General features: G+C 66.3%; 21 protein-coding genes and 1 tRNA gene. 10 read left to right on the top strand and 12 right to left on the bottom strand.

Annotated features, from left to right (window positions below; translation table 11 throughout):
• The first annotated feature begins 7 nt into the window (after window positions 1-7).
• The 5 genes from JW897_RS03360 to JW897_RS03340 all read left to right on the top strand — a co-directional run bounded on the left by JW897_RS03360 (window position 8) and on the right by JW897_RS03340 (window position 5,084).
• Window positions 8-568, top strand: a complete 561-nt coding sequence (locus JW897_RS03360; RefSeq protein ID WP_205465153.1) for a chemotaxis protein CheW — start codon at window positions 8-10, stop codon at window positions 566-568.
• Window positions 569-574: 6 nt separating this feature from the next.
• Complete coding sequence (locus JW897_RS03355) at window positions 575-2,155, top strand: methyl-accepting chemotaxis protein (RefSeq protein ID WP_205465152.1); 1,581 nt, start codon at window positions 575-577, stop codon at window positions 2,153-2,155.
• 76 nt (window positions 2,156-2,231) lie between these two features.
• Window positions 2,232-2,756 carry a chemotaxis protein CheD gene (locus JW897_RS03350; protein ID WP_205465151.1) on the top strand — a complete coding sequence of 175 codons (525 nt, stop codon included), beginning with the start codon at window positions 2,232-2,234 and terminating at the stop codon, window positions 2,754-2,756.
• Complete coding sequence (locus JW897_RS03345; protein WP_205465150.1) at window positions 2,753-3,868, top strand: protein-glutamate methylesterase/protein-glutamine glutaminase; 1,116 nt, start codon at window positions 2,753-2,755, stop codon at window positions 3,866-3,868. The genes JW897_RS03350 and JW897_RS03345 overlap by 4 nt, the downstream gene beginning before the upstream one ends.
• A gap of 13 nt (window positions 3,869-3,881) precedes the next feature.
• A complete protein-coding gene (locus tag JW897_RS03340) occupies window positions 3,882-5,084 on the top strand; it encodes an EAL domain-containing response regulator (protein WP_048414271.1) in 1,203 nt (400 codons plus the stop codon).
• 9 nt (window positions 5,085-5,093) lie between these two features.
• Here the strand turns inward: JW897_RS03340 and JW897_RS03335 are convergent, their stop codons facing one another.
• The gene (locus tag JW897_RS03335; protein WP_048414270.1) at window positions 5,094-6,083 is read right to left on the bottom strand and encodes a serine/threonine protein kinase; all 990 of its coding nucleotides are present in this window, start codon (window positions 6,081-6,083) and stop codon (window positions 5,094-5,096) included.
• A gap of 80 nt (window positions 6,084-6,163) precedes the next feature.
• Here JW897_RS03335 and selA point away from each other — a divergent pair, with 80 nt between their 5' ends.
• Window positions 6,164-7,570: an L-seryl-tRNA(Sec) selenium transferase gene (gene selA / locus JW897_RS03330; protein WP_205465149.1), complete on the top strand. Its 1,407-nt coding sequence runs from the start codon at window positions 6,164-6,166 to the stop codon at window positions 7,568-7,570.
• Here the strand turns inward: selA and JW897_RS03325 are convergent.
• Complete coding sequence (locus JW897_RS03325; protein ID WP_205465148.1) at window positions 7,553-7,885, bottom strand: GlpM family protein; 333 nt, start codon at window positions 7,883-7,885, stop codon at window positions 7,553-7,555. The two genes, selA and JW897_RS03325, sit on opposite strands and share 18 nt — an antisense overlap.
• A 167-nt stretch (window positions 7,886-8,052) precedes the next feature.
• On the opposite strand from JW897_RS03325, the gene JW897_RS03320 reads away from it, so the two are divergent.
• Both JW897_RS03320 and selB read left to right on the top strand, forming a co-directional pair.
• Complete coding sequence (locus JW897_RS03320) at window positions 8,053-8,982, top strand: cation diffusion facilitator family transporter (protein WP_205465147.1); 930 nt, start codon at window positions 8,053-8,055, stop codon at window positions 8,980-8,982.
• Between the two features lie 70 nt (window positions 8,983-9,052).
• On the top strand, window positions 9,053-10,936 hold the full coding sequence (gene selB / locus JW897_RS03315) for a selenocysteine-specific translation elongation factor (protein WP_205465146.1): 1,884 nt from the start codon (window positions 9,053-9,055) through the stop codon (window positions 10,934-10,936).
• Here the strand turns inward: selB and JW897_RS03310 are convergent.
• Together JW897_RS03310 and JW897_RS03305 are read right to left on the bottom strand one after the other, a co-directional pair.
• Window positions 10,933-12,687 carry an ATP-binding response regulator gene (locus tag JW897_RS03310; protein ID WP_205465145.1) on the bottom strand — a complete coding sequence of 585 codons (1,755 nt, stop codon included), beginning with the start codon at window positions 12,685-12,687 and terminating at the stop codon, window positions 10,933-10,935. The genes selB and JW897_RS03310 overlap by 4 nt on opposite strands.
• Before the next feature lie 32 nt (window positions 12,688-12,719).
• Window positions 12,720-13,220, bottom strand: coding sequence for a putative pterin-binding protein (locus JW897_RS03305; protein WP_156187842.1), 501 nt, complete (start codon window positions 13,218-13,220; stop codon window positions 12,720-12,722).
• A 568-nt stretch (window positions 13,221-13,788) separates the two neighbouring features.
• Between JW897_RS03305 and JW897_RS03300 the strand changes: the two genes are divergently transcribed.
• Window positions 13,789-13,883, top strand: a tRNA-Sec gene (locus JW897_RS03300).
• Between the two features lie 357 nt (window positions 13,884-14,240).
• Here JW897_RS03300 and JW897_RS03295 read toward each other — a convergent pair.
• The 5 genes from JW897_RS03295 to flgA all read right to left on the bottom strand — a co-directional run bounded on the left by JW897_RS03295 (window position 14,241) and on the right by flgA (window position 18,417).
• Complete coding sequence (locus tag JW897_RS03295) at window positions 14,241-15,596, bottom strand: DEAD/DEAH box helicase (protein ID WP_240352047.1); 1,356 nt, start codon at window positions 15,594-15,596, stop codon at window positions 14,241-14,243.
• A gap of 109 nt (window positions 15,597-15,705) precedes the next feature.
• Window positions 15,706-16,626, bottom strand: a complete 921-nt coding sequence (locus tag JW897_RS03290; RefSeq protein WP_048414261.1) for a CobD/CbiB family protein — start codon at window positions 16,624-16,626, stop codon at window positions 15,706-15,708.
• 198 nt (window positions 16,627-16,824) lie between these two features.
• Complete coding sequence (locus tag JW897_RS03285) at window positions 16,825-17,289, bottom strand: flagella synthesis protein FlgN (RefSeq protein ID WP_048414260.1); 465 nt, start codon at window positions 17,287-17,289, stop codon at window positions 16,825-16,827.
• A gap of 23 nt (window positions 17,290-17,312) precedes the next feature.
• Complete coding sequence (gene flgM, locus JW897_RS03280; RefSeq protein WP_048414259.1) at window positions 17,313-17,609, bottom strand: flagellar biosynthesis anti-sigma factor FlgM; 297 nt, start codon at window positions 17,607-17,609, stop codon at window positions 17,313-17,315.
• A gap of 130 nt (window positions 17,610-17,739) precedes the next feature.
• Window positions 17,740-18,417 (bottom strand): flagellar basal body P-ring formation chaperone FlgA, encoded by a 678-nt coding sequence (gene flgA / locus JW897_RS03275; RefSeq protein ID WP_048414258.1) that lies wholly within the window; start codon window positions 18,415-18,417, stop codon window positions 17,740-17,742.
• Window positions 18,418-18,571: 154 nt separating this feature from the next.
• On the opposite strand from flgA, the gene JW897_RS03270 reads away from it, so the two are divergent.
• Window positions 18,572-20,680, top strand: coding sequence for an autotransporter outer membrane beta-barrel domain-containing protein (locus JW897_RS03270; protein ID WP_205465143.1), 2,109 nt, complete (start codon window positions 18,572-18,574; stop codon window positions 20,678-20,680).
• A gap of 209 nt (window positions 20,681-20,889) precedes the next feature.
• Here JW897_RS03270 and thrC read toward each other — a convergent pair whose 3' ends face one another.
• Genes thrC through JW897_RS03255 form a run of 3 tightly spaced genes read right to left on the bottom strand, consistent with a single transcriptional unit; the run spans window position 20,890 to window position 23,934 of the window.
• On the bottom strand, window positions 20,890-22,299 hold the full coding sequence (gene thrC, locus JW897_RS03265) for a threonine synthase (RefSeq protein ID WP_205465142.1): 1,410 nt from the start codon (window positions 22,297-22,299) through the stop codon (window positions 20,890-20,892).
• Window positions 22,299-22,631, bottom strand: coding sequence for a hypothetical protein (locus tag JW897_RS03260; RefSeq protein ID WP_048414255.1), 333 nt, complete (start codon window positions 22,629-22,631; stop codon window positions 22,299-22,301). The genes thrC and JW897_RS03260 overlap by 1 nt, the downstream gene beginning before the upstream one ends.
• Window positions 22,624-23,934 carry a homoserine dehydrogenase gene (locus tag JW897_RS03255; RefSeq protein ID WP_048414254.1) on the bottom strand — a complete coding sequence of 437 codons (1,311 nt, stop codon included), beginning with the start codon at window positions 23,932-23,934 and terminating at the stop codon, window positions 22,624-22,626. Before JW897_RS03255 ends, JW897_RS03260 begins: the two co-directional genes overlap by 8 nt.
• Window positions 23,935-24,023 lie beyond the last annotated feature (89 nt).

Here is a 24,023-nt window from a genome sequence, read left to right as displayed (position 1 = left end):
CAGCGCCATGAAACCGCTACATCTGCAGCGCAAACACGACAACGCCGCCTCCGCCGAGCCGCAGGCCGACGTCCGCCAATACCTGACCTTCCAACTGGGCGGCGACGTCTTCGCCATCGGCATCCTGGCGATACGCGAAATCCTGGAATACCTGAAACCCACCCATGTGCCGCTGATGCCGCCCTTCATCCGCGGCGTGATGAATCTGCGCGGCTCGGTGGTGCCGGTGATAGACCTGTCGCTGCGCTTCGCCCGCGGCGAAACCGAAATCAACCGCCGCACCTGCGTCGTCATCATCGAAGTCGAGGGCGAGGACCAGTTGCAGCTGATCGGCATTCTGGTGGACGCGGTGCACGAGGTGCTGGCCATCCCCGACGCCGACATCGAGCCGCCGCCCCAGTTCGGCAGCAAGATCCGCGTCGACTTCATCGCCGGCATGGCCAAGCTGGACGGCCATTTCATCGTGCTGCTCAACGTCAACAAAGTGCTGTCGGTCGATGAAATGGCGTTGATTTCCAGCCTGGGCCAACAGGACGCCGCCGCGGAAACCCAAACGGAAAAGGCCTGAGCGGCGATGCCGGCCCCCTTCGCCTCCGCGCCCGGCCGGAATCCCCTGTCCGTCTCCCGGCAACTGAAACTGGGCTTCGGCGCGCTGCTGTGCCTGCTGCTGGCCCTGATCGGCGCCGGGCTCTACGGCCTTGAGCAGTTCCACATCCAGCTGGAAGAGGTCACCCGGGTCTACGGCCGCCAAGCCCGGCTCAGCGACCGCATGCATGTCCAGATTCAGGAAATGCGCATCGACTACCGCTCGCTGATCATCGTCTCCAGCCGCCGCGACATCCAGGCCTGGCGCGACAGCTATCTCGCCGCCCGCGGCCGCTATCTGGAACTGGAACAAAAACTCGCCGACGCCATAGAACGACAGCAGGCGCCGGGCAAGGAAGCACTGCAACGCTCGATGCGGCAGCTGCAAACCCAACGCGGCCTGGCCTTCGCGATACTGGATCAAGGCATGCGCCAGGCCGCGGCCAATCAGAAATACGAAGCCCGCAAAGCGCTGGACCAGGCCGCGCCGGCGCTGCTCGTCGCGCTGCGGCAGCTGCGCGAACAAGCGCACGCCCTGCGCCAGCAAGCCAGCGAGCTGGCGGAGCGCCGCGGCCGGCAACTGAGAACGCTGCTGCTGGCGCTGGCCGGCGGCAGCGCGCTGGCCGGCCTGACCCTGGCCTGGGCCATCCACCGCAATCTGTGGCGCATCCTGGGCGCGGAGCCCGACGCGCTGGCCGCGCGCATGCGCGACATGGCCGCCGGCCGCCTGTGCCGCGGCGACAAAGCGCCCGCCGGAACGCGCCGCAGCGTGCACACCGCTTTGGTGTATTGCGACCGCCATCTGAGCGGCATCATCCTGGACGTGAGCCACAGCGCCGACCAACTGGCCGACAGCGCCCGCGAAATCCGGGCCACCGCCGAGGCGCTGGCGCAAAGCAGCTGGGCCGCCGCGCTCAGCGTCGGCGCCACCGCGGAATCCTGCGCCCAGATGCACGACGTCAGCCAGGGCAATCTGGCGCAGGCGGAGCTGACCAACGCCGCCGCCCACGATGCCGCGCGCCAGGTGGCGGACGGCAAACAGGCGGTGCAGACCGCGGAGAGCGCGCTGGAACAGATCGCCGAACGCATCGCCATCGTCGAGGACATCGCCTACCAGACCAATTTGCTGGCGCTCAACGCCGCCATCGAGACCGCCACCGCCGGCCCGCACGGCCGCGGCTTCGCCGTGGTGGCCGACGATGTGCGCAAGCTGGCCGAACGCAGCCAGAACGCCGCGCGGGAGATAGGCGAACTGGCGCGGCGCAGCCGCCATGAGGCGCGCCAGGCCGCGCGCGCGCTGTCCGGCATCCTGGAGCGCAGCGCGGCCACCGCGGAGCTGGTGGGCGGCATCAGCGCCGCCAGCCGCGAGGAAGCGCGCGGCATCGCCCAGGTCAACGACGCGATGGAGCGCCTGGGCGAGGTGTCCCAGCGCAACACCGCCAACAGCGAAGCGCTGGCGGCCACCGCCGCCGAAGTGCACAAACAGGCGGCGCGCCTGCAACAGCAAATCGCCTACTTCCTGATCCGGGACGCGGACGCCGCGCCGGAGGGCGCGTCGAATCCGCCCTGAAACGGCGCGGCAACTGTTCTACATTGAAACGAATGAACCGGTCGCTTGGCCACCTTAAGGCGCAAAGGCCCTGGTAATGACAAAACAAGACGTCGATATTTTCCTGCATCCCGGCGATTGGTACTTCGGCGACAAGCACCACAAGATCCGCACGCTGCTCGGTTCCTGCGTCTCGATCACGCTGTGGCACCCCAAGGCCAAGATCGGCGGCATGTGCCACTACCTGCTGGCGCGACGCACCGACCGCCGGCCGTCGACGTTGTCCGGCCGCTACGGCGACGAAGCCATGCTGCTGATGCTGCACGAGGTGCTGTCCTCCGGCCTGCCCTTGCAGGAGTTCCACGCCAAGCTGGTGGGCGGCGCCGCGGTGCTGGCCGGCGTCGAGCGCGATCAACCGCACGACGTGCCGTCGCGCAATATCGACATGGCCTACCAACTGGTCAAGCAACTGGGGCTGTCGGTGCAGGCGGAGGATTTAGGCGGCAACAGCCCGCGGCTGGTGATGTTCGACCTGGCCACGGGCGATGTGTGGGTAAAACAGACGCAGGACGCGGACATGAGCAGGATTTCCGCACACCATAAGGCAAGGACTCGGGCATGACTATCAAAGTGCTGATCGTGGACGACTCTGCAGTGGTTCGCCAGGTGCTGAGCCAGGTTTTCAGCCAGGCAAGCGGCATGACGGTGATGGATGTGGCCACCGACCCCATCGCCGCGATGGAAAAAATGAAACAGCAATGGCCGGACGTCATCGTGCTGGACATCGAGATGCCGCGCATGGACGGCATCACCTTCCTCAAGCAACTGATGGCCAGCCGGCCGACGCCGGTGGTGATCTGCTCCTCGCTGACGCAGAAAGGCACCGACATCAGCATGCAGGCGATGGCCGCCGGCGCGGTGGAAGTGATCGCCAAGCCCATGGCCGGGGTCAAGGGCTTCCTGGAGGAGAGCGCCAGTCAGCTGGTGCACGCGGTGCGCAGCGCCGCCGCCGCCCGGATGAACCGGGTGCGGGTGATGCCGTCGGCCGGCGGCGCGACGCCGGGCTCGTCCTCTCTGGGCGCTGCGGCGCCGGCGCCCAACCCGCTGGAAACCCGGCCCAAGCTGTCCGCCGACGCCATCCTGTCCGCGCCCACCGGCGGCAATATGTTCGCCACCACGGAACGCATCATCGCCGTGGGCACCTCCACCGGCGGCACCCAGGCGCTGGAAACCGTGCTCACCGCCTTGCCGCGCACCTGCCCCGGCCTCGCCATCGTCCAGCACATGCCGGAAAAATTCACCCGCTCCTTCGCCGAGCGGCTGGACAGCCTGTCCCAGATCGAGGTCAAGGAAGCCAGCAACGGCGACCGCATCCTGCCCGGCCGCGCACTGATCGCCCCCGGCGGCAAGCACATGATGATCAAGCGCAGCGGCGCCTTCTACCTGGTGGAAGTGGTGGACGGTCCGCTGGTCAGCCGCCACAAACCGTCGGTGGACGTGCTGTTCCGCTCCGCCGCCAAGTTCGCCGGCAAGAACGCGCTGGGCATCATCATGACCGGCATGGGCGACGACGGCGCCAAGGGCTTGAAGGAAATGCATGATTGCGGCGCCAAGACCATCGCCCAGGACGAGGAAAGCTGCGTGGTCTTCGGCATGCCCAAGGAGGCGATCCGCCTGGGCGCGGCCGACGAAGTGATGTCGCTGGACACCATCGCCAAGGCGATTTGCCGCTGAACGAGGAAACACCATGCAACTGGATATCCAGGACGTCCTGATCATCGACGACAGCACCTTGCAGCGCCAGCACGGCTGCGAGATCTGCCAAGGCCTGGGCGCGCAGCAGATCCGCCAGGCCGCCAACGGCGAGGAAGGCCTGGAGCGGATGCGCGAGCAGCTGCCCAGCCTGATCCTGCTGGATTTGGAAATGCCCAAGCTGGACGGCGTGCAAGTGATGCAGCACATGGCCAAGGAGGGGCTGGCCGCGCCGCTGGTGGTCACCTCCAGCAAGGATTACCTGCTGATCTCCACCGTGGAGCTGATGGGGCGGGAATTGGGGCTGCCGGTGCTGGGCGGTTTAAAGAAGCCGCTGCGCCAGCCTGAGCTGCTGGACCTGCTCAAACGGGTGTGGACGCCCAAGGGCGGCGACGAGCATCACGCCGAACTGTTCAGCGAGGTGGAAGTGCGCGAAGCGCTGGACAAGGGCGAGATCATTCCCTACTACCAGCCCAAGGTCACCCTCAACGGCGGCCTGCTCAAGGGCGCGGAAATGCTGGCGCGCTGGCAGCACCCTGAACTCGGCATCGTCTCCCCCGCCCGCTTCATCCCGGTGGTGGAAGCCAGCGGCTGGGCCACCGAGCTGACGCTGAGCATGCTGGACCAGGGCCTGAAGCAATGGCAGGAATGGGCGCGCCGCGGTCTGCGGCTGCCGCTGTCGGTCAATCTGTCCGCGCTGTCGCTGAAAGGGGACGACCTGACCCAGCAAATCGAACAGCGCCTGCTCAGCACACATGTGCCGCCGCGCTTCATCATCTTCGAAGTGACCGAGACCGCCATCGCCGACAATCTGGCCGAAGCCATCGGCATCGCCGCCCGGCTGCGCCTGGGCGGCCTGGGCCTGTCCATCGACGACTTCGGCACCGGCTTCGCCACCCTGCAGCAGCTGACCCGCTTCCCGTTCACCGAGCTGAAGATAGACCAGTCGCTGGTCACCTCGGTGTCCACCAAGCCGCACCTGGAGGCCGTGCTCAACAGCGTGATCGAACTGGCGCAGCGCATGCAGCTGACCACGGTGGCGGAAGGCATAGAAACCACCACCGATCTGGACTTCATGGGCAACCGCGGCTGCCTGATGGGCCAGGGCTATTTCATCGCCAAACCGATGGACGCGCCCCACTTCGAAAGCTGGGTCAAGGAAAGAATGCAGCAAAACAAGGAAGCCAGCACCGGCTGAGCGCTGAATTCAAGCCGACCACAGCGGCGGTTCGTCCAGCAGCGCGATCTGTTCGCGCAGCGTCAGGATCTGCTCCTCCCAATAGCGCTGGCCGTTGAACCAGGGGAAGGCGGCCGGGAAGGCCGGGTCGTGCCAGCGTCGCGCCAGCCAGGCGCTGTAATGGATCAGGCGCAGGGTGCGCAGCGCCTCCAGCAAATGCAGTTCGCGCAGATCGAACTCGCAAAAGTCCTCGTAACCGGCCAGCACCTCGGCCAGCTGCGCCGATTGCTCCTCGCGGCTGCCGGACAGCAGCATCCACAAATCCTGCACCGCCGGCCCCATGCGGCTATCGTCGAAATCGACGAAATGCGGGCCATCGTCGGTCCACAGCATGTTCCCGACATGGCAATCGCCGTGCAAGCGCAGCGCGCTCACCGCGCCGGCGCGCTGGTAGGCGCGGTCGACGCCGGCCAAGGCCTGCTCCAGCACGCCGCGGAACACCTCGCGCAGTTCCGGCGGCAAATCCGCGTGCCGCAATAGATAGTCCGCCGGCTCGCGGCCGAAGCTGGACGCATCCAAAGCCGGCCGCCGCGCGTAGCCCTCCACCCGGCCCAGGGCGTGAATGCGGCCGAGAAAGCGGCCTATCCACTCCAGCGTGCGCGCGTCGCCCAGCTCCGGCACCCGGCCGCCGCGGCGCGGGAACAGGGCGAAGCGAAAACCGCCGTGATGGTGCAGCGTCGCGCCGTTGAAGACCAGCGGCGGCACCACCGGAATCTCGCGCTCCGCCAATTGCAGCGAAAACGCGTGCTCCTCCAGAATCTGCTCATCGCTCCAGCGCTCCGGCCGGTAAAACTTGGCCACCAGCGGCGCGGCGTCGTCGATGCCGACCTGATAAACCCGGTTCTCGTAGCTGTTCAGCGCCAGCAGGCTGCCGGAGCTGTAAAGGCCAAGGCTGTCCACGGCGTCGAGAATGGCGTCCGGCGTCAGGCCGGCGTAGGGAGGCGTTTGATGTGTCTGCATCCAGCCATTATACGCAGCCGGCAGCTCTCGGGCGTAAGCGGGTAAAATGAAGGAATCTGACGCCGCGCCGGAAGCTCTCCATGGACCTGAAGAACCTGTACACCCGCCTGCCCTCGGTAGACCGCCTGCTGGGCCACGACCGCCTGGCCCGCCTGCTGGGCCGCCACGGCAACGCCGCGCTGGCCGAAGCCGTGCGCCAAACGCTGGAGCAGGCGCGCCGGACCATACGCGAACAGCACGTGCTGCCGGCCTGGGCCGCCAGCGACGACAGTCTGGCCGCCGCCGTCGGCGACCGGGTCGCCGAACGCCAGCGCATGCGGATGCGGCCGGTGTTCAATCTGTCCGGCACCGTGCTGCACACCAATCTGGGGCGGGCGCCGATGGCCGAAGCCGCGGTGGAGGCCGTGAGCGCCGCGATGCGCGAAGCCGCGACGCTGGAATTCGACCTGCAAGGCGCCGGCCGCGGCCACCGCGACCAGGCGGTCAGCGAACTGCTGCGCGAACTCACCGGCGCGGAAGCCGCCTGCGTGGTCAACAACAACGCGGCCGCGGTGCTGATCATGCTGTCCACCGTCGCCGCCGGCCGCGAAGTGATCCTGTCGCGCGGCGAGATGGTGGAGATAGGCGGCGCCTTCCGCATGCCGGACGTGATGCGCCAGGCCGGCTGCCGGCTGGTGGAAGTGGGCGCCACCAACCGCACCCATCTGAAGGACTATCGCAACGCCGTCACAGCGGAGACCGGCCTGCTGCTCAAGGTCCACACCAGCAATTACGCGATTCAGGGCTTCGCCAGCAGCGTGGCGGAAGCGGAGCTGGCCGAACTGGCGCGCGAACGCGGCCTGCCGATGGCCACCGATCTGGGCTCCGGCGCGCTGATCGACCTGGCCGCCTACGGCCTGCCGCACGAACCGATGCCGCAGCAGATGATCGCCGCCGGCGTCGACCTGGTCAGCTTCTCCGGCGACAAGCTGCTGGGCGGCCCGCAGGCCGGCCTGATCATCGGCAAGCGCGAATGGATAGACAAGATTCAGCAGCACCCGCTCAAACGCGCGCTGCGCTGCGACAAGATGACGCTGGCGGCGCTGGAGGCCACGCTGCGGCTCTATCTGGAGCCGGACCGGCTGGCCGACGCCCTGCCCACGCTGCGCCGGCTGAGCCGCCCGCAAGCGGCGATGCGCGCCAGCGCCGAGCGCTTGCTCGCCCCGCTGGCCGCGGCGCTGGGAACGGACTACCTGGCGGAGGGCGCCGCCTGCCTGTCCCAGATCGGCAGCGGCTCGCTGCCGGTGGACCGGCTGCCCAGCTGGGCGCTGGCGATAGCGCCCGCCGACGGCCGCGGCGGCACGCTGGAGCGGCTGGCCGAGGCGCTGCGCGGACTGCCGCGGCCGGTGATCGGCCGCCTGGCCGACGGCCGCTTATGGCTGGACCTGCGCTGCCTGGAAGACGAGGCCGGCTTCATCGCCAACCTGGCCTCATTGCCGCGTCCATAGCCACACCAAGACACCGGCGGCCACCGCCCAGCAAGCCGCCGCGCCCAGCAAGGCCGCGCCCAGCCGCCAACGGTCTATCAGCCAATACAAGGCCAGCAGATAGATGAAATAAGGCAGCAGCGAAGCCATGCCGAACAACAAGGTGGTTTTCAGCTCCGCCGCGCCGCGCTCGCCGCCGACGATGTAGTGCGCGATCAGCGCGAAAGTGGGGAACAGCGGCACCAGGCCGGCGATGTAGTAATTCCTGGACCTGGCCAACACGCTGATCAACAAGACCGCCAGCGCGCCCAAGGCGCTTTTCAGCAATAAAGCCATTCCCTGCCCCGCCCGCGGAAAACCACGATTGTGTCACAAGCCGCCTCTGCCGCGGCTGAGGTTCGTTCTTGTTCTCATTCTCATTAAGAAAAACAATCAATTTTCCAAACTTAATAGCCTTTTGTGCGATAATGGCGACATCCTACCCACTGCCGGACTGCACAGCCATGGCCCATACCCATCACGCCATCGACGGCGACAGCGCGGAGAAGCGCCGCGCCGGCCGCGTCAGCACGCTGGTCAGCGTCGCGGTCAACCTGATCCTCTCCACCACCCAGATCGTGGTGGGCGCGCTGGCCCACTCCTCGGCCCTGATCGCCGACGGTCTGCACTCGCTGTCCGACCTGATCGCCGACTTCGTCGTGCTGCTGGCCGGCAAACACAGCCACAAGGCGCCGGACAACGACCATCACTACGGCCACCACCGCTACGAAAACGCCGCCTCGCTGATCCTCGGCCTGCTGCTGCTGGGCGTGGGCCTGGGCATGCTCTACAGCGCCGCCGCGAAATTCCACGACCCCGCCGCCATCCCCACCGTCCACGCCGTCGCCCTGTGGGTGGCGCTGCTGGCGCTGGCGGTCAAGGAGGCGCTGTTCCGCTACATGCTGGCGGTGGCCCGCCGCGTGCGCTCCAGCATGCTGGTGGCCAATGCCTGGCACGCGCGCTCCGACGCCGCCTCCTCCCTGGTGGTAGCGCTGGGCATCATCGGCAACCTGATGGGCTATCCGCTGCTGGACCCGGTGGCCGCCCTGCTGGTGGGCCTGCTGGTCGCCCGCATGGGCTGGCGCTTCGGCTGGGACGCGATGCACGACCTGATGGACCGCGCCGCCGACGACGACGCCGTCGCCGCCATCCGCCAGACCCTGCTGGCCACACCGGGCATCCACGGCGTGCACGATCTGCGCACCCGCAAGATGGGCGACCTGATCCAGGTGGACGTGCATCTGGAAGTGGACGGCGCCATCAGCGTGGAACAGGCCCACGCCATCTCCGAAGCCGCGCGCCACCGCGTGCTGGAGCGGCATCCGGTGCTGGACGTGCTGGTCCACATCGACCCCGCCGGCCACTATCTTCCGGACCCCGCGCCCGCCCGCTGAGCGCGGGCCCATGGCCAAGCCCGCCGTTTCTGGCGATACTTGGCCTTTTCCCCCTGCCGCTTCGCCCGCCATGATTATCGCCACCGCCGGACACGTAGACCACGGCAAGACCGCCCTGCTTCACGCCCTGACCGGCACCGACGCCGACCGCCTGCCGGAAGAAAAAAAGCGCGGCATGACCATAGACCTGGGCTATGCCTATCTGCCGACGCCGGACGGCGGCGCGATCGGCTTCATCGACGTGCCCGGCCATGAGCGCTTCCTCGGCAATATGCTGGCCGGCGTCGGCGGCGTGCGCCACGCGCTGCTGGTGATCGCCGCCGACGACGGCGTGATGCCGCAAACCCGCGAACACCTCGCCATCCTGCAATTGCTGCGCCTGGACAGTCTGACCGTGGTCGTCAGCAAGAGCGACCTGGCCGGCCCGGAAGCGCTGGAGCGCGCGATGGCCGCTGCGCGGCTGACGCTGGCCGAGCACGGCCTGCAAGCGGCGGCGCTGCTCCCGGTGTCCGCGCGCACCGGCGCCGGCGTCGACGCGCTGCGGCGGCATCTACTGCAACTGCGCGACGAAGCCGTCGGAACCGAACGGCGCTTCCGCCTGGCGATAGACCGCGCCTTCACCATCAGCGGCGCCGGCCTGGTGGTGACCGGCACCGCCTGGAGCGGCCGCGTCGGCGTCGGCGACGCCCTATGGCTGAGCGGCAGGGACGCCGCCGTCCGCGTGCGCGGCCTGCACGTGCAGAACCTGCCGGCGCGGGAAGGCCAGGCCGGACAACGCATCGCGCTCAATCTGGCCGGCGACGTGGACAAGCAACAGATTCAACGCGGCGACTGGCTGCTGGCGCAAGCCGCCCCGGAGCCGACCGCCCGCGTCAGCGTGCGCATGCGCCTGGCGCCGGCGCTGCACGCCGCGCTGCGCCACTGGCAGGCCGTGCACGTCCACCACGCCGCCAGCCACTGCACCGGCCGGGTGGCGCTGCTGGAACGTCCGCAGCTCCATCCCGGCGAGGAAGGGCTGGCGGAACTGAGCCTGGACCGCCCGCTCCACCTGGCCGACGGCGACCGGCTGATCCTGCGCGACGCCGGCGCGCAACACACCCTGGCCTGCGCCACGGTGCTGGAGCGGCAGCCGCCGACGCGCGGCAAACGCCACGAGGACAGGCTGGCCCATCTGCGCGCGCTGGCCGCGGCCGGCGCGGACGACGCCGAAAATCTGCGGCTGCGCCTGGGCCGGCAGGCGGTGTCCCTGGCCGAGCTGGCCTGGGACCGGCAATTGAGCGAGGCCGGCCTGGAGCGGCTGCTGCGCGCCGCGCCGCTGCGCGTCGCCGGCCAGCACGCCTATGCGCCGGAGCACTGGGCGGATTTGCAAAGCCAGCTATTGGAACGGCTGGCGGCGCTGCATCTTCAGCAGCCGGACCAATTGGGCGCCAGCCGCGGCCGCGCGCGCCGGCTGGCGCTGCCGCAGGAAAGCGAGGCCGCGGTCAATCTGATGATCGATCAATTGCTGGCGGAGGGAAAACTGGCCAATACCCGCGGCTGGCTGCATCTGCCCGGACACGTGCTGGCTTTCGACGCGGAAGAGGCCGCGCTGTGGCGGCGTTTGGAGCCGGCTTTCGCCGAAGCGAACCTGGCGCCCTGGGTGCGGGAGCTGGCGGCGACGGCCGGCGTGGAGGAGGAAGCGGCGCGCGCCCTGCTGCGCAAAGCCGCGCGCCTGGGTCATGTCCACGCCGTGGTGCGGGACCGCTACCTCAGCAGCGCGGCGATCCGCGACATGGCGGCCAGCGTGCGCCAGTTGAACCAGGACGCCGGCTACGCCGACGCCGCCAACTTCCGCGACCAGCTGGGCTGCGGCCGCAAGCTGGCGATTCAGATCCTGGAATATTTCGACCGCTGCGGCTTCACCCGCCGCCTGGGGGACAGGCATTTGCTGCGCGAAGCGCGGCTGTTCGACTAGCCGACGTGGCCGGGTCCGGACGGCGATTCCAGCGCCCGGCCCAATACCGCGCGCAAACGGCTGATATCGAACGGCTTCTCCAGCCGCGCGGCGAACCAGGCGGCGCGCGGATCGGCGTACTCTTCCGGATACGCCGTCATCGCGATGATTTTCACGCCGCGGTGGCGCACGCTGCGCTTCAGCGCCTCCGCCACCGAATAGCCGCTCTCATTGCCCAGCTGCATGTCCAGCAGCACCACGTTGAAACTGGCCTGCTGCAGCTTCTGACAGGCTTCCGCCACCGAACTGGCGGTGGACACCGCGTAGCCGTTCATTTGCAGGCAGTCGGAAAACGGTTCGCGGATGTTCTTGTCGTCGTCCACCACCAGCACCGAACGTTCCGGCCCCGGCATTTGATCCGGCACCACGATGGGCAAGCGCACGATGAATTCGGAACCGACGCCCACCACACTCTTCAGCTCCAGCTCGCCGCCCAGCAGCGACACCAGTTCCTTGACCACCGCCAAGCCCAGCCCGCTGCTGCCCACCCGGCGCGAATGGCCCTGGAAAAACGGCTGGAAGATGCGCGATTGAAACTCCTCGGGCACGCCGATGCCGGTGTCTATCACCCGGATGTCCAGGATGTTGCGGCCATCGGCGCCGTCCACGCCGGCCTCCACCGTGACCGTGCCGTGATCGGTGTAGCGGATGGCGTTGGTCAGCAGATTGCCGACGATCTGCCGCAAGCGGTCGCCGTCCAGCTTCACCGTCGGCGGCAGCTCGCCCAGCCGCACATGCAGGCCCAGGCCCTTGCCGTCCAGCTGCGCGCGGTGCACGTCTATCACCTCGTTCAGCGTGGCCGCCACGTCCACGTCGCTGATGTGCAGCCGGAACTGCATGTTCTTGATCGCGGAGATGTCCATGATGTCGCGCACCTGGGTCATCAGGTGCGCCATGCAGGTTTTCAGCCGCCCCACCGCCTTGGCGGCCTTGCCGGCCGGATCGATGTCCGGCTCGATCAGCTCCACGCACACCTGCATGGTCTGCAGCGGCGAGCGGATCTCGTGGCTCAGCGTGGCGAGGAAGGTGGTGCGGTCCAGTTCCGCGTTCACCGTGGCCTTGTGCGCCGCCCGCTCCTGCTCCAGCAGTTGCTGGCGCGCGGCGGCGTCGCGACGCGCGCCCTGGTAACGGTAGAGCAACACGAAAATCACCATGCAGATGCCGCCCAGCGCGAACCACAGCGAAGCGACCAATTGCTGGTTGTGCCGCAAATCCTTATTGCGCGCGTCGCGCGAAGACACCTCGGCCACGCGCGCCTGAACTGCGAACTCAGCCAGAGACGGCCGGATGCTGTCGATGCGGTCTATGTTCTGCTGCGCGCTGCGGACACTGGGATGCAGGATGTTCTCGTCCTCGAAGAAATCCTGCAGCAGGCTGGCGGTGCCCTTGAAGCCGTCGACGCGGCTCAGCATCTCCTGCATCTTGGACGGGGTGACGAAATCGAGGAAACGGCTGTTGGCCACCGCCAGCCGGAACTGCACCTGCGATTCGGGGACTTCGCCCGCCTTCAGGCGCAGCAGGTCGGCGCGGGCTTTCTCAAGTTCAAGCTGCATCTGCGCCACCGACCAGTACAAATCCTCGCTGCGCCCCTCAAAGCCGCGCGCCGGCACGTAACGCTCGATCGCCATGTACACGCCGATGCCCAGCAGTAAAAAGCCGAGCAAGGCCAGCGTCGGGATGCCCTTCCAGCCGGACAGCATCGATTTGTTCATCGCTCGCCCCAAGCCCTCCTGGCCGGCCGGCATCAAAACACCACCAGGCGGTTGATCTGCCACACCAGCTTGGCGTCCATCACCGGCCCTTTCTTATCCTCCGGCATTTGATCCAGCGGATACATCAGCCACAGCGGGCCGCGGTTGGTGATGTCCAAAGGCTTGTTGTTGACCGAGCGCGCCAGCACCACGTCGAAGTCGTAGAACTCGCGGCGGTCTATCCAGTACACATAGTCGTTCAAGGCGCGCAGCTTGACCTTCTGGCCGCCGGCGCCCACCTTGGCCAGGATGTCCCGCATCAGCGGCCCGCTGAACACCGATTGCGGCGTCCAGGTGGTCCGGGTCACCACCGAGTGCTGGCGCAAGCTCAGCAAATCCTGCTCGCGGAACTCGTACACGTTCTTTTCTTTATTGGTGAACTGGCTGATCTTGCCCGACACCGTCAACACCACAGGCCCCGGTTCGGCATGCAGCGCGGCCACGCAACACGCCAGCGCCATTCCGCCCAAGACCGCCTTCCAGCTCTTCCCCATGCCAAGCTCCCGACCCTGCTCATTCCGCGCCCGTCGTCCGACGGCTTTCAGCGCCGGATTGATGGCATTTGAACTTTGATTTCACAAACTAAACAATTAAATCTAATTAGAACAAAAATGCCATTAAAATATTTACGGCCAATATATCAAGCCGCCCGACAAAACACCATCCGCCGGCATCCGGACCAGTCCCATGGGACAGTAGCCGCCGGACAACGCGCCGCGCGCAATGAAAAAGCGGCCCTGCCGGGCCGCTTTCCCTTCGCTCCGCCGGCGACGCCGGCCGGACTTACTTGCCGCGGCGCAGCCCCGGACGGCCCGCGACGTGGCAAAGCTGGATAAACAGGGACAGAACGTGCTTCATGCTGATTTCCTTTATTCTCGGTAGACGGAATGGCCCCGGGCGCTCTCGCGGCGCGTTCGGCGGCCCGTCCATTCTAATGGCATGAAGCGCGTCCTAGAAATTCATTTTATTTATCAGGCATAAAATTGGCTTATCGCGATTCCGCGATATAATGCGCGCTGGCGTCGGCTCGACGCCGTCGGGCCAAAGGCCCGGCCGTACGCAGGAAGAGACGCGTCCCCGGTGGGGCGGCTGGTCTTCAAAATCAGATGGGGCCGCCAGCGGTCCCGGGCAGGTTCGACTCCTGTTCTCTTCCGCCACTCGCTCCAACGGGGTTCATCCCCAGGCACAGCGAGCAATGGCATGCGATCGCATGCCGCTTCACCAGCGCGCGCAGGCGTTCCAGCCGCTGCGCCTCCGCCAGCATCACCGACGCCGACGCGGGCTTGGCCTCGGTTTCCCGCGCCGCCGGCGCAACCGTCGTCGTCGCTCCCGCCGCCGCGCCGATGCCCAGCATCGCCCCGCCCACGCCGATATGCCGCCATTTCACCCGCATCGCGCTCTCCTCTTTAGCTAGCCGTTCACCCTGAAGTCCGACCCCGCCGCCGCCGGGAAGTGCCGGCGACGCCCATAAAAAAACGGCCCCTTCCGGGACCGTTCCTTGGGCATCCGCGCAATCAGCGAATGATTTCCACCTTGTAGCGCGGCGGCAGCAGCAGCGCCGGCACTTCCCGCTTCGCCTTGCGGCTGCGGCGGCTGTTCATCGGCTTTTTCACGCCCTCGGTGGAGCCGGCCAGCACCGAAGCCTCCGGCTTGGACGGAGCCGGCGCGCGTTCGCGTTCGCGTTCGCGCTCCCGTTCGCGCTCATTGGGACGCGCCATCCAGGACGGGCGGAAGCCGTCGACGGTCTGCGGCGTCAGCGTCAGCTTGGTCAGCTTCTCGATGGACTCGTGCTGGCGGGTTTCTTCCGGGGACATCAGCGAGATCGCCACGCCCTTGGCGCCGGCGCGGCCGGTGCGGCCAATCCGGTGCACATAGTCTTCCGGCGCGTTCGGCAGCTCGAAGTTGACCACGTAAGGCAGTTCGGTCACATCCAGGCCGCGGGCGGCGACATCGGTCGCCACCAGCACGCGCAGCTTGCCTTCCTTGAACGCCGCCAGTGTTTCCAGACGCGCGCCCTGGGCCTTGTCGCCGTGAATGGCTTCGGCTTGCAGGCCGTCGCGCTGCAATTCGCGCGCCAGTCGGTCCGCGCTGAGCTTGGTCTTACAGAACACGATGACCTGGCTCATGTCGCGAGACTTGATCAGATGGGTCAGCAAATGACGCTTCTTGAAAGCGTCCACCGAGTAGACGATCTGCTCGACCTGGTCGTTGGTGGCGTTCTGACGCGCCACCTCCACCGTCTGCGGCGACTTCATGAAATCGGAAGCCAGGCGCTTGATCTCCGGCGCGAAGGTCGCGGAGAACAGCAGGGTCTGGCGCTCCTTGGGCAGCATGCCCATGATCTTGCGGATGTCCTGGATGAAGCCCATGTCCAGCATGCGGTCGCCTTCGTCCAGCACCAGCACTTCCACCTTGTTCAGCTGAATCGTCTTCTGCTGGATGTGGTCGAGCAAGCGGCCTGGCGTGGCGATCAGGATTTCCACGCCGCGGCGCAATTCCTGAGTCTGCGGGTCCATATTGACCCCGCCGAACACCGTGGTGGCGCGCAGCGGCAGATACTTGGTGTAGGTTTTGACGTTGACGCCGATCTGATCCGCCAATTCGCGGGTAGGCGACAGCACCAGGGCGCGCAGCGGATGCATCGCCGGCGACACGCTGGTGTTCGCGTATTTCTTCAAGCGCTCGAGAATCGGCAGCATGAAGGCCGCGGTCTTGCCGGTGCCGGTTTGGGCGGCGGCCAGCAAATCGCGGCTGGACAGAACCAGAGGAATCGCCTTTTCCTGAATCGGGGTGGGCTGGGAATAGCCCTGTTCTTCGATGGCGCGCAGAATCTCGGGAGACAACCCGAGTTCGGAAAACAGCATGGACAACACTCCTGCAAAACTCGCGGGGCCTGTTGCGCGCACGCGCCAACACGCCCCCGTATTCAAATGACACGAACGGACAAGGCAACGCCGCCCGGACGGCGGCGTTGGGTCGTCAGCCCATGTGGCTTGCGACGCTGAGCAGCAGGATTACGGCCAACCATAGCAAGGCGGAACGCCAGACCAGGCCAACTGCGCTTTTCAGGTAGTTGGGGTCCGCTTCGTCGCCCAAGCCCAGTTCGGGCCGGAAGCGTATGGAGTAATCCTGTCTGAGCGGATCGCCCAATTTCACGCCGATCGCACCCGCGGCCGAAGCCAGCAGAATGCCGTTGGCGTAGTTCCCCCATGTTTTGGCCTGGGAGCGCCAGCAATACACCGCATCCTCGAAATCGCCCATGATGGCGAAGCTGGCGGCGGTCAAACGCACCGGGATCCAGTCCAGCCAAGCTGCGGCGCTGGCCGAGAAACGACCGAACGGATCCTCCTCCGCGTCGCGGTTGCCCCATTTCTGATTCAGCATAGAACAGAGACGGTACAACAGCGCGCCGGCCGGACCCGGCAACAGCACGAACCAGAACATGGTGCCGAACACGTGGCGGTAGCTGTCCACCACCCCCTGCTCGATCGCCAGCCGAGAAATCTCCTCAACCGACAATTCAGCGGTGCCCTGACCGGTCCAGTTCGCCAGCGCGGTGCGCGCGTCCAGATCCCGCCCCTCGGCCAAGGCCAGGGAGATCTCGGAGAACGCGCTGGAGAAGTGGCGGAAGCCCATGGTCAGATACAAGACCAGGACATTCCACAACATCGCCAGAATCGGACTCAAGGCGTGCAGCGCGTAATAGATCAGCAAGCTGAGCAAGACGGCCGGCACGATCGCCAACGACCACGCCAACACGCCATGACGGTTGGAGCCGGCATTCAGATTGCGTTCCAAATGATTGGCGTAGCGGGTGAACAGCAGCCAGACGCGATTGCGGTTGCCCAGCGGCCGCAACTGCTCCAGTGCCAGAGCGATAATCAAGGAAATCAGGGTCATTGGTTCCGGATAGTGGTTTTCTCAGGCCCGGAGAGGAAGATACCATAAAGGCCCAGGCATTCCCACTGCTCCTTGAGAATAGACTCTAAAACCGGCCGCGGCGCGGTGAAAACGCCAAGAGCGCCGCAACGGCGCTCTCTCGCTATGGACATGCCACGAATGTTTTCAACGTCCCGCCGGCGGGGCTTTTGCTGAATCTCAGGCGGAGCCGAGAAAGCGCCGCCCGGTCGCCAGTTCCGGCAACTGGCCGGCCTTGTCGTAGCCCACGGTGGACGCGGCGGCGTCGCGCAAGGTGTTCAGCGCGCCCTCCACCAGCGACAGGCGCTGATCGATGAAGCTGCCGTTGAGCTGATTGATGCTCTGCGCGCGCTGGATCGCCTCTTCCAGCCCGGTCCAGGCCAGGCTGGCTTCCGGTTTGTCCGCCAGCCAGATGTAGACCGTCTCGCTGTCCTGCACGCCGATCCGACGCATCAACTCGCCGCGCTGGGCGGCGCTGACGGCCAGTTGGTCCAGCACGCCGCTCTTGCTCTCGGCCAAGGCGTCCAGCTGGACGTCATGGCCTTGCACCAGCACCTTCTGTTCCTGCTCCAGCAACACGATCAGCCGGGCAACGAGCGCAGTCTCGTCCCGGCACAGCTGGCAGAATTCTTCAACAACGTTCATGCCTGACTCTCAACTGCGCGCGCTTAGCGCGCCAACAATTCCTTGGTGGAGGCGATCAAGCCGTCGGCGATCTTCTCCGGATTGACGTTGAACGTGCCGGCGGCGATCGCCGACTTGATCGCGGCCACCTTGCCGGCGTCGAAGCCGGAATCGCCGCTGACCTTGCTTTCCACCGCGCTCAGGCGGCTGGCCAAAGGGTTGATCGTCACGCTGTCGGATCCACTGGCGGCAGGGTTGGCGTTGGCGGCCGCGTCGCGCGGCACCGCCTTGTTCTGGGTGCTGTAGCTTGCTGACAGCTTGCCCGAGTTATCTACTTTCATGGCATGGCCTTCCCAAAGGGAACCTGGATTACCTCTATTATCGGACGGAAAAACAATATCTTGAAGACTTTCTCGGAATTATCCGCCCGCGCGCGCCGCGGCCGGCGCGTCGGTCCGACGGCGAACCGTCTCAATATATCACCATCACGCTGCCGTCCGCCTGAACTTGTCCGCGTACCACCCGCCCGGAAGCCATGCGCACCGACACTTGCTCGCCTTCGGCGGCGTTGCCTATCGCCAGTCCGTCGGCCGCCGCGGCGAAGCCCTCGCCCGAGGCCACCACTTTCACCCGCTGATTGCTGCTCACCAAATAGGGCGCGCGCACCATGAAGCTGCGCAGCCAGGCGCCGGCCGGCGCGCCGGAGCGCATGGTCTTGCCTATCGCCTGCTGCAGGTCGTCCAGCACATTGCGCGCCAGGCTGGGATTGGCCACGTCGACCAGGCGCACGTCGGCGGCGCTCAGCACCTCGCCGGCCGCCACGGCGCGGCTCAAGGCCACCCCCATTTTCTTTTCATTGATCCGCACCGGAATCCGCAAGGCCCAGCCCAGCTCCGGGCAGGACACCGCGACGAAGGTGGAGCCGGTGGTGACGCCGGGCGTCGCCCAATCCGCCTTGGCTTGCGCGCAGGCCGGCACCGCCAGCTTGCGGTCCAACTGCCCCAGCGTCCAAGTGGCGGGCCGCATCGACAGTTCGTGCTTGAGAAAGTCGCCGGCCAAGGCCTCCAGCCGCCCCAGGTCCTGCATGCCCGCGGCCGATGCCGCCACGCTCCAGGCGCAGCACATCATCCAAAGTAGTAAACGTCGCATTCCCGCATTCTAGCGCAAGCGGGCCCGAGGCTGCAGCCCGCGCCCGCTATTGACAATGCGATGCATAAATTAAAATAATCGTTTGAATAGAGCTTAGACTCTTAAATCTAAATTCAAATAAAACCAAAGTTTTATCCGGAAGGGGACATTCCAAATGCGTAAACGCCTGAACACGCTGGCCGTGGCCACTCTGCTGGCGATGCCGGCCGCCGCCAGCGCCTATAGCAATTTCTATTTCTTCGGGGACAGTCTTTCCGACGTCGGGGCTTTCGGCGGGCTTGGCGGCCTGCCCGGCAACGCTCGCTGGACCACCGGCAACGGAGCCAACTGGACCGACGCGCTGGCAGCGCGCTACGGTTTGAAATCCATCGCCAACAACTCAAGCAATCCGAACGCGAGCCCAAGCGGCAACAACTACGCCCAAGGCGGCGCCGTGGCGCAGCTCTACGGCGACATCACCGTCTTTCCCGGCACCACCGGCGCCAATGGCTCGGTCGAACAATTCGGCCCGGACAAAACCACCGCCATTCAGGAGCTGCCGCAGCAAATCAGCGCCTACCTGGCCGCCAGCGGCGGCAAAGCGAACCCCAACGCCGTTTATTCAGTCTGGATCGGGGGCAACGACATTGCCGCCGCCGCCGGCACCATCACTGCGGACCCCACTCAAACGAGCGCTACCAAACTGCTGATGAGCTCAGCCAATTCGACCAGCTCTTTGATCGGCCAATTGCAGAGCGCGGGCGCCCAGACCATCATCGTGCCCAATGTCCCCAACCTGGCCTCCACTCCCGCCGTGATTTACCAGACAGTCCAGGGCGTGGCCACCAAGGTAGGCATGACGAACGGCTTGAGCGGAACCGCGCTGAGCAACTACGTCACTCAGGCCGTCGGCGCCGCCTGGCAGGTGCTGAGCAGCAACGCCTCCACCTCCGGCAATCAAAACGCCGTGATCCAGCAGGCGCTCGCCGCGGCCAACGCCGCCATCGGCCAGCCCGACTCCGTCACCACCCTCACCGCAAGCTACAACACCGCCGCCGCCGGATTGCAAACATTGAGCAACGGCTACAACGCGCTGGTGGATAACGCGCTGCTAAGCAGCGGCCGGCAACACGGCATTGTCCGCGCCAATATCTCGCTGCTGTTTCAGGAGGTGCTGGCCGATCCGGCGAGATACGGTTTCACCAATGTGCTGGGTTCTTCCTGCCCCCAATCCGCGATCAGCTGCCCCGCGAACATCCTTCCCGCGCAGAGCTATCTGTTCAGCGACGCGCTGCACCCCACCCCCGCCGCCCACGCGATGATCGCCGAGTACGTCTACGATCTGCTGCAAGCGCCCTATTTCGCCGGCGCGCTGCCGGAGTCCGCGCTGAACAACGCCCGCCAGCTGGGCGGCGCGCTGGACAGCCGCTACCAGGCCATCCGCGCGCGGAAGCGCGAGGTCGGCGCGGTCAGCGCCTTCGTCAGCGGCGCCTTCAACGACGACAAGGTCGGCTACGACGCCCTGTCCGCCAAACCGCAAGGACAGCTGTACACGCTGGGCCTGGACTTCCAGGTCAGCCCGGCGCTGAGCCTGGGGCTGGCGATGTCGCGCCAGAACGGCAAGACCGACATCAACGGCATCGCCACGCCGGGCAGCGTCGACGACCACAGCACGCTGATGAGCGCCTTGTTCAGCTACCAGCAGGAACGGTTCTGGCTGGACGGCGACGCCCATATCGGTTCCGGCGACATCGACACCCGTCGCCAGGTCTCGCTGGGCGCGGCCCGGATCGCGCTGAACGGCAGCGCGCGCCAGAGCCAGTACGGCATGCGCGTAGCCGGCGGCTATCTGATGCCGCTGGGCGCCTACCGTGCCGGCCCCATCGCCGGCCTGGACTACGCCCACGTCAAGGTCAACGGCTTCACCGAGCAAGGCGGCAACAGCAGCAGCATGGCCTTCAACGCGCAAAACGGCACCTCGCTGGTGGCCCGCGTCGGCTGGCAACTGGAGGCCGACATCGGCCGTTTCAGCCCCTACGCCAAACTGAGCTACGCTCACGAGTTCAAACGCGACGACCGCGTGGTCACCGCCGGCCTGGCCACCACGTCGGGCGATTACAGCGTCAAGCTGGGCAAGCCCAAGGCGGACTGGCTGGAATGGACCGCCGGCCTCAGCGCGCAGTTGAGCAAGAGCGTGTCGATGTTCGGCCAGCTCAGCGCCGTCAGCGGCCGCAGCGGCAGCAGCCAGACCTCAGGCAATGTCGGCATGGCGCTGACTTTCTAAGAACCTGTTTACGATCCGCGGCGCGTCGGCGGGATGGATAGAAAGCGGCGTTAAAAACAAGCTCGAAATGCGCATGTGCCGTGTGTGCCCTCCGCTTTTTCGCTCGTTTTCGCCTTGTCTCGCTCTAGCTCGCGAGATCGTAAACAGGCTCTAAGGCCTCCGCGCAAAAAAAAACGGCCCCTGGGGGCCGTTTTTTCGTCCGACGCGCGTCAGCTCAAACTGCGTTCGATGAAGGCCTTGACCTCGCCGGCGTCCGCCGGGAACACCGTCACTTTCTGCGGCAGATCCTCCAGGCCGTCGAAACCGGCCGGCCGCGGCGGATCGCGGTCCAGCGCCTCGCGGATGGTGGCGGCGAACTTGGCCGGCAAGGCGGTTTCCAGGCAGACCACGGTTTCGCCGGGGCGGCGCAGCTCGCGCGCCACCTTGACGCCGTCGGCGGTATGGGTGTCCACCACCACGCCGTCTTCGCGGTCCAGCTGGCGAATGGTGGCCAGCCGGTCGGCGTGATCGCTCTTGCCGGAGACGAAGCCGAAAACCTCGGCGGCGGCGGCGGTCTGCTCGGAGGTCAGCGTGAAGCCGGTTCCGGCGTCCACTTGGCGCCACAGCGCGCTCAAGGCCTCGGGGTCGCGCCCCAGCAGATCGAACACGAAGCGCTCGAAGTTGGACGCCTTGGAAATATCCATCGACGGGCTGGAGGTGACGTAGGTGTTGGCCGCGCCGCGCGGGCGATAGGCGCCGCTGCGGAAGAACTCGTCCAGCACGTCGTTCTCGTTGGTGGCCACCATCAGGCGCTCGACAGGCAGGCCCATCTGACGCGCGATGTGGCCGGCGCAGACATTGCCGAAGTTGCCGGACGGCACGCAGAAGCTGACCTTCTCCTCATTGCTCGCCGTGGCGTTGAAATAGCCCTTGAAGTAGTACACCACCTGGGCCACCACGCGCGCCCAGTTGATGGAGTTGACGGTGCCTATCTTGTGGCTCGCCTTGAAGGCGTGGTCGTTCTGCACCGCCTTCACGATGTCCTGGCAATCGTCGAACATGCCCTGGATCGCGATATTGTGGATGTTGGCGTCGTGCAGGCTGTACATCTGCGCGCGCTGGAACGGACTCATCAGGCCGTCCGGGCTGAGCATGAACACCTGGATGCCGGCCTTGCCGCGCATCGCGTACTCGGCGGCGCTGCCGGTGTCGCCCGAGGTGGCGCCCAGGATGTTCAGGCGTTCGCCCTTCCTGGCCAGCACGTATTCGAACAGATTGCCCAGCAACTGCATCGCCATGTCCTTGAAGGCCAGCGTCGGGCCGTTGGACAGTTCCAGGATGGCCAGGCCGTCGTGCAGCCGCTTCAGCGGCGTGATCTCTTCGCTGCCGAAGGCCGCGCGGGTATAGGTGCGCTCGACGATGGATTTGAGATCGTCCTCCGGAATGTCGGTGGCGAACAGGCGGATGATTTCAAAGGCCAGTTCGGCGTAGGACAGGCCGCGCCAGGCGTCCAGCTGCTCGCGGCCGATCCGCGGATAGCTTTCCGGCAACACCAGGCCGCCGTCGGGCGCCAGGCCCATCAGCAGAATGTCGCTGAACGATTGCGGGGCCATGCCGCCGCGGGTGCTGATATAACGCATCAGGGGGTTTCCAGATATTGGGCGCAGGCGGCGGACGCGTCCTTCATCCGCTGTTTGCCGCGCGGGTCGTCTTTCTTGATCTGGCCGGTCAGCACGCCCATCACCTCTTCGGAGGAAAAGCGGCCGGCCAGATGTTCGCTGGCGCACTGGCAATACTTCTGCACTTGTTCCGACGAGCGCTGTCCGACGCCGTCCGAGGCCGGCGTGCGCTTGACGCAGCCGCGCATCAAGAAGCCCTGCAACAGGCTGTGCTGGCCGGGGGACAAGGGCGTCGCCCCGGCGCTCGCCAGGATCAGACCGGCGCCGAGGCCGGTCAGCCAGCGTTTAATCATTCAGCTCTTCCATGCGCAGGCGCACCACTTTGCCGGTGATGCTTTCCAGCGCTTCGATGCCGGCGATGGCGCGGTCTATCGCCTGTTCCTGCACGCGATGGGTCAGGATCACCACCTCGGCGGTGCCGTCGGACACCGAGCCTTTCTGGATCACCGCCTCGATCGAGATGCCGTTCTCCGCCAGCAGGCGGGTGATGTTGGCCAGCACGCCGGCGCGGTCGGCGGCGCCGATGCGCAGGTAGTAGGAGCTGACCACGTCGGAAATCGGCAGGATGGGCAGGTTCTGCAGCTGGTCCGGCTGGAAGGCCAGGTGCGGCACGCGGTGTTCCGGGTCCGCCGTCAGCAGACGGGTCACGTCGACGATGTCCGCCACCACCGCGGAGGCGGTGGGCAGCGCGCCGGCGCCGGCGCCGTAGTACAAGGTCGGCCCCACCGCGTCGCCCTTGGCCAGCACCGCGTTCATCACGCCGTTGACGTTGGCGATCAGCTGGCGCGCCGGGATCAGCGTCGGGTGCACGCGCAATTCGACGCCGGCGGCGGTGCGGCGGGTCAGGCCCAGCAGCTTGACGCGGTAGCCCAGTTCCTCGGCGTACTTGATGTCGCGCCCTTCCAGCTTGCTGATGCCTTCCAGGTAACAGCGGTCGAACTGCATCGGGATGCCGAAGGCCAGCGCCGCCATGATGGTCAGCTTGTGGCCGGCGTCATGGCCTTCGATGTCGAAAGTGGGGTCGGCTTCGGCGTAGCCCAGCTGCTGCGCCTCGGCCAGCACTTCGGCGAAGCTCGCGCCCTTGTCGCGCATCTCGGTCAGGATGAAGTTGGAGGTGCCGTTGATGATGCCGGCGATCCACTCGATGCGGTTGGCGGACAGCCCTTCGCGCAGCGCCTTGATGATGGGGATGCCGCCGGCCACCGCGGCCTCGAAGGCCACCATCACGCCCTTTTCCTGAGCGCGGGCGAAGATCTCGGTGCCGTGCAGCGCCAGCAGCTTCTTGTTGGCGGTGACCACGTGCTTGCCGTTGGCGATGGCCTGGAGCACCAGTTCCTTGGCCGCGGTGTCGCCGCCTATCAGTTCCACCACGATGTCGACGTCGGGATTGTTCACCACCTGCAGCGCGTCGGCCACCACTTCCACGTCCGGGCCCAGCAGCGATTGCGCGCGGGCCTGATTGCGGTTGGCCGCCTGCAGCAGGCGGATCTGACGGCCGGCGCGGCGGCTGATTTCCTCGGCGTTGCGTTTGAGAACGGTGGCGGTGCCGCCACCCACAGTCCCCACGCCCAATAGGCCGATATTGATCGGTTTCATTGTCTGCTCCCTGTCTCTAGTATTCTGTCCCTGCCCGCGGCGGCCGGCCCTGATCAAGAGCCGCACCGCCTGGCCGCCGCCGGCGCGTG

The sequence above is a fragment of the Chromobacterium alkanivorans genome, assembly GCF_016937655.1.
Classification (GTDB): Bacteria; Pseudomonadota; Gammaproteobacteria; order Burkholderiales; family Chromobacteriaceae; genus Chromobacterium; species Chromobacterium alkanivorans.
This window is presented reverse-complemented; position numbering and strand designations above follow the sequence as displayed.

Excerpts from the sequence above, each read along its gene's own strand:
- JW897_RS03255 (WP_048414254.1), bottom strand. The coding sequence starts at position 23,934 with ATGAAACCGATCAATATCGGCCTATTGGGCGTGGGGACTGTGGGTGGC.
- JW897_RS03310 (WP_205465145.1), bottom strand. The coding sequence starts at position 12,687 with ATGAACAAATCGATGCTGTCCGGCTGGAAGGGCATCCCGACGCTGGCC.
- JW897_RS03360 (WP_205465153.1), top strand. The coding sequence starts at position 8 with ATGAAACCGCTACATCTGCAGCGCAAACACGACAACGCCGCCTCCGCC.
- JW897_RS03325 (WP_205465148.1), bottom strand. The coding sequence starts at position 7,885 with ATGGCTTTATTGCTGAAAAGCGCCTTGGGCGCGCTGGCGGTCTTGTTG.
- flgM (WP_048414259.1), bottom strand. The coding sequence starts at position 17,609 with ATGAAAGTAGATAACTCGGGCAAGCTGTCAGCAAGCTACAGCACCCAG.
- selA (WP_205465149.1), top strand. The coding sequence starts at position 6,164 with ATGGACCTGAAGAACCTGTACACCCGCCTGCCCTCGGTAGACCGCCTG.
- JW897_RS03335 (WP_048414270.1), bottom strand. The coding sequence starts at position 6,083 with ATGCAGACACATCAAACGCCTCCCTACGCCGGCCTGACGCCGGACGCC.
- JW897_RS03290 (WP_048414261.1), bottom strand. The coding sequence starts at position 16,626 with ATGACCCTGATTTCCTTGATTATCGCTCTGGCACTGGAGCAGTTGCGG.
- JW897_RS03285 (WP_048414260.1), bottom strand. The coding sequence starts at position 17,289 with ATGAACGTTGTTGAAGAATTCTGCCAGCTGTGCCGGGACGAGACTGCG.
- JW897_RS03260 (WP_048414255.1), bottom strand. The coding sequence starts at position 22,631 with ATGATTAAACGCTGGCTGACCGGCCTCGGCGCCGGTCTGATCCTGGCG.
- JW897_RS03270 (WP_205465143.1), top strand. The coding sequence starts at position 18,572 with ATGCGTAAACGCCTGAACACGCTGGCCGTGGCCACTCTGCTGGCGATG.
- JW897_RS03355 (WP_205465152.1), top strand. The coding sequence starts at position 575 with ATGCCGGCCCCCTTCGCCTCCGCGCCCGGCCGGAATCCCCTGTCCGTC.
- selB (WP_205465146.1), top strand. The coding sequence starts at position 9,053 with ATGATTATCGCCACCGCCGGACACGTAGACCACGGCAAGACCGCCCTG.
- JW897_RS03345 (WP_205465150.1), top strand. The coding sequence starts at position 2,753 with ATGACTATCAAAGTGCTGATCGTGGACGACTCTGCAGTGGTTCGCCAG.
- flgA (WP_048414258.1), bottom strand. The coding sequence starts at position 18,417 with ATGCGACGTTTACTACTTTGGATGATGTGCTGCGCCTGGAGCGTGGCG.
- JW897_RS03340 (WP_048414271.1), top strand. The coding sequence starts at position 3,882 with ATGCAACTGGATATCCAGGACGTCCTGATCATCGACGACAGCACCTTG.
- JW897_RS03320 (WP_205465147.1), top strand. The coding sequence starts at position 8,053 with ATGGCCCATACCCATCACGCCATCGACGGCGACAGCGCGGAGAAGCGC.
- JW897_RS03305 (WP_156187842.1), bottom strand. The coding sequence starts at position 13,220 with ATGGGGAAGAGCTGGAAGGCGGTCTTGGGCGGAATGGCGCTGGCGTGT.
- JW897_RS03350 (WP_205465151.1), top strand. The coding sequence starts at position 2,232 with ATGACAAAACAAGACGTCGATATTTTCCTGCATCCCGGCGATTGGTAC.
- thrC (WP_205465142.1), bottom strand. The coding sequence starts at position 22,299 with ATGCGTTATATCAGCACCCGCGGCGGCATGGCCCCGCAATCGTTCAGC.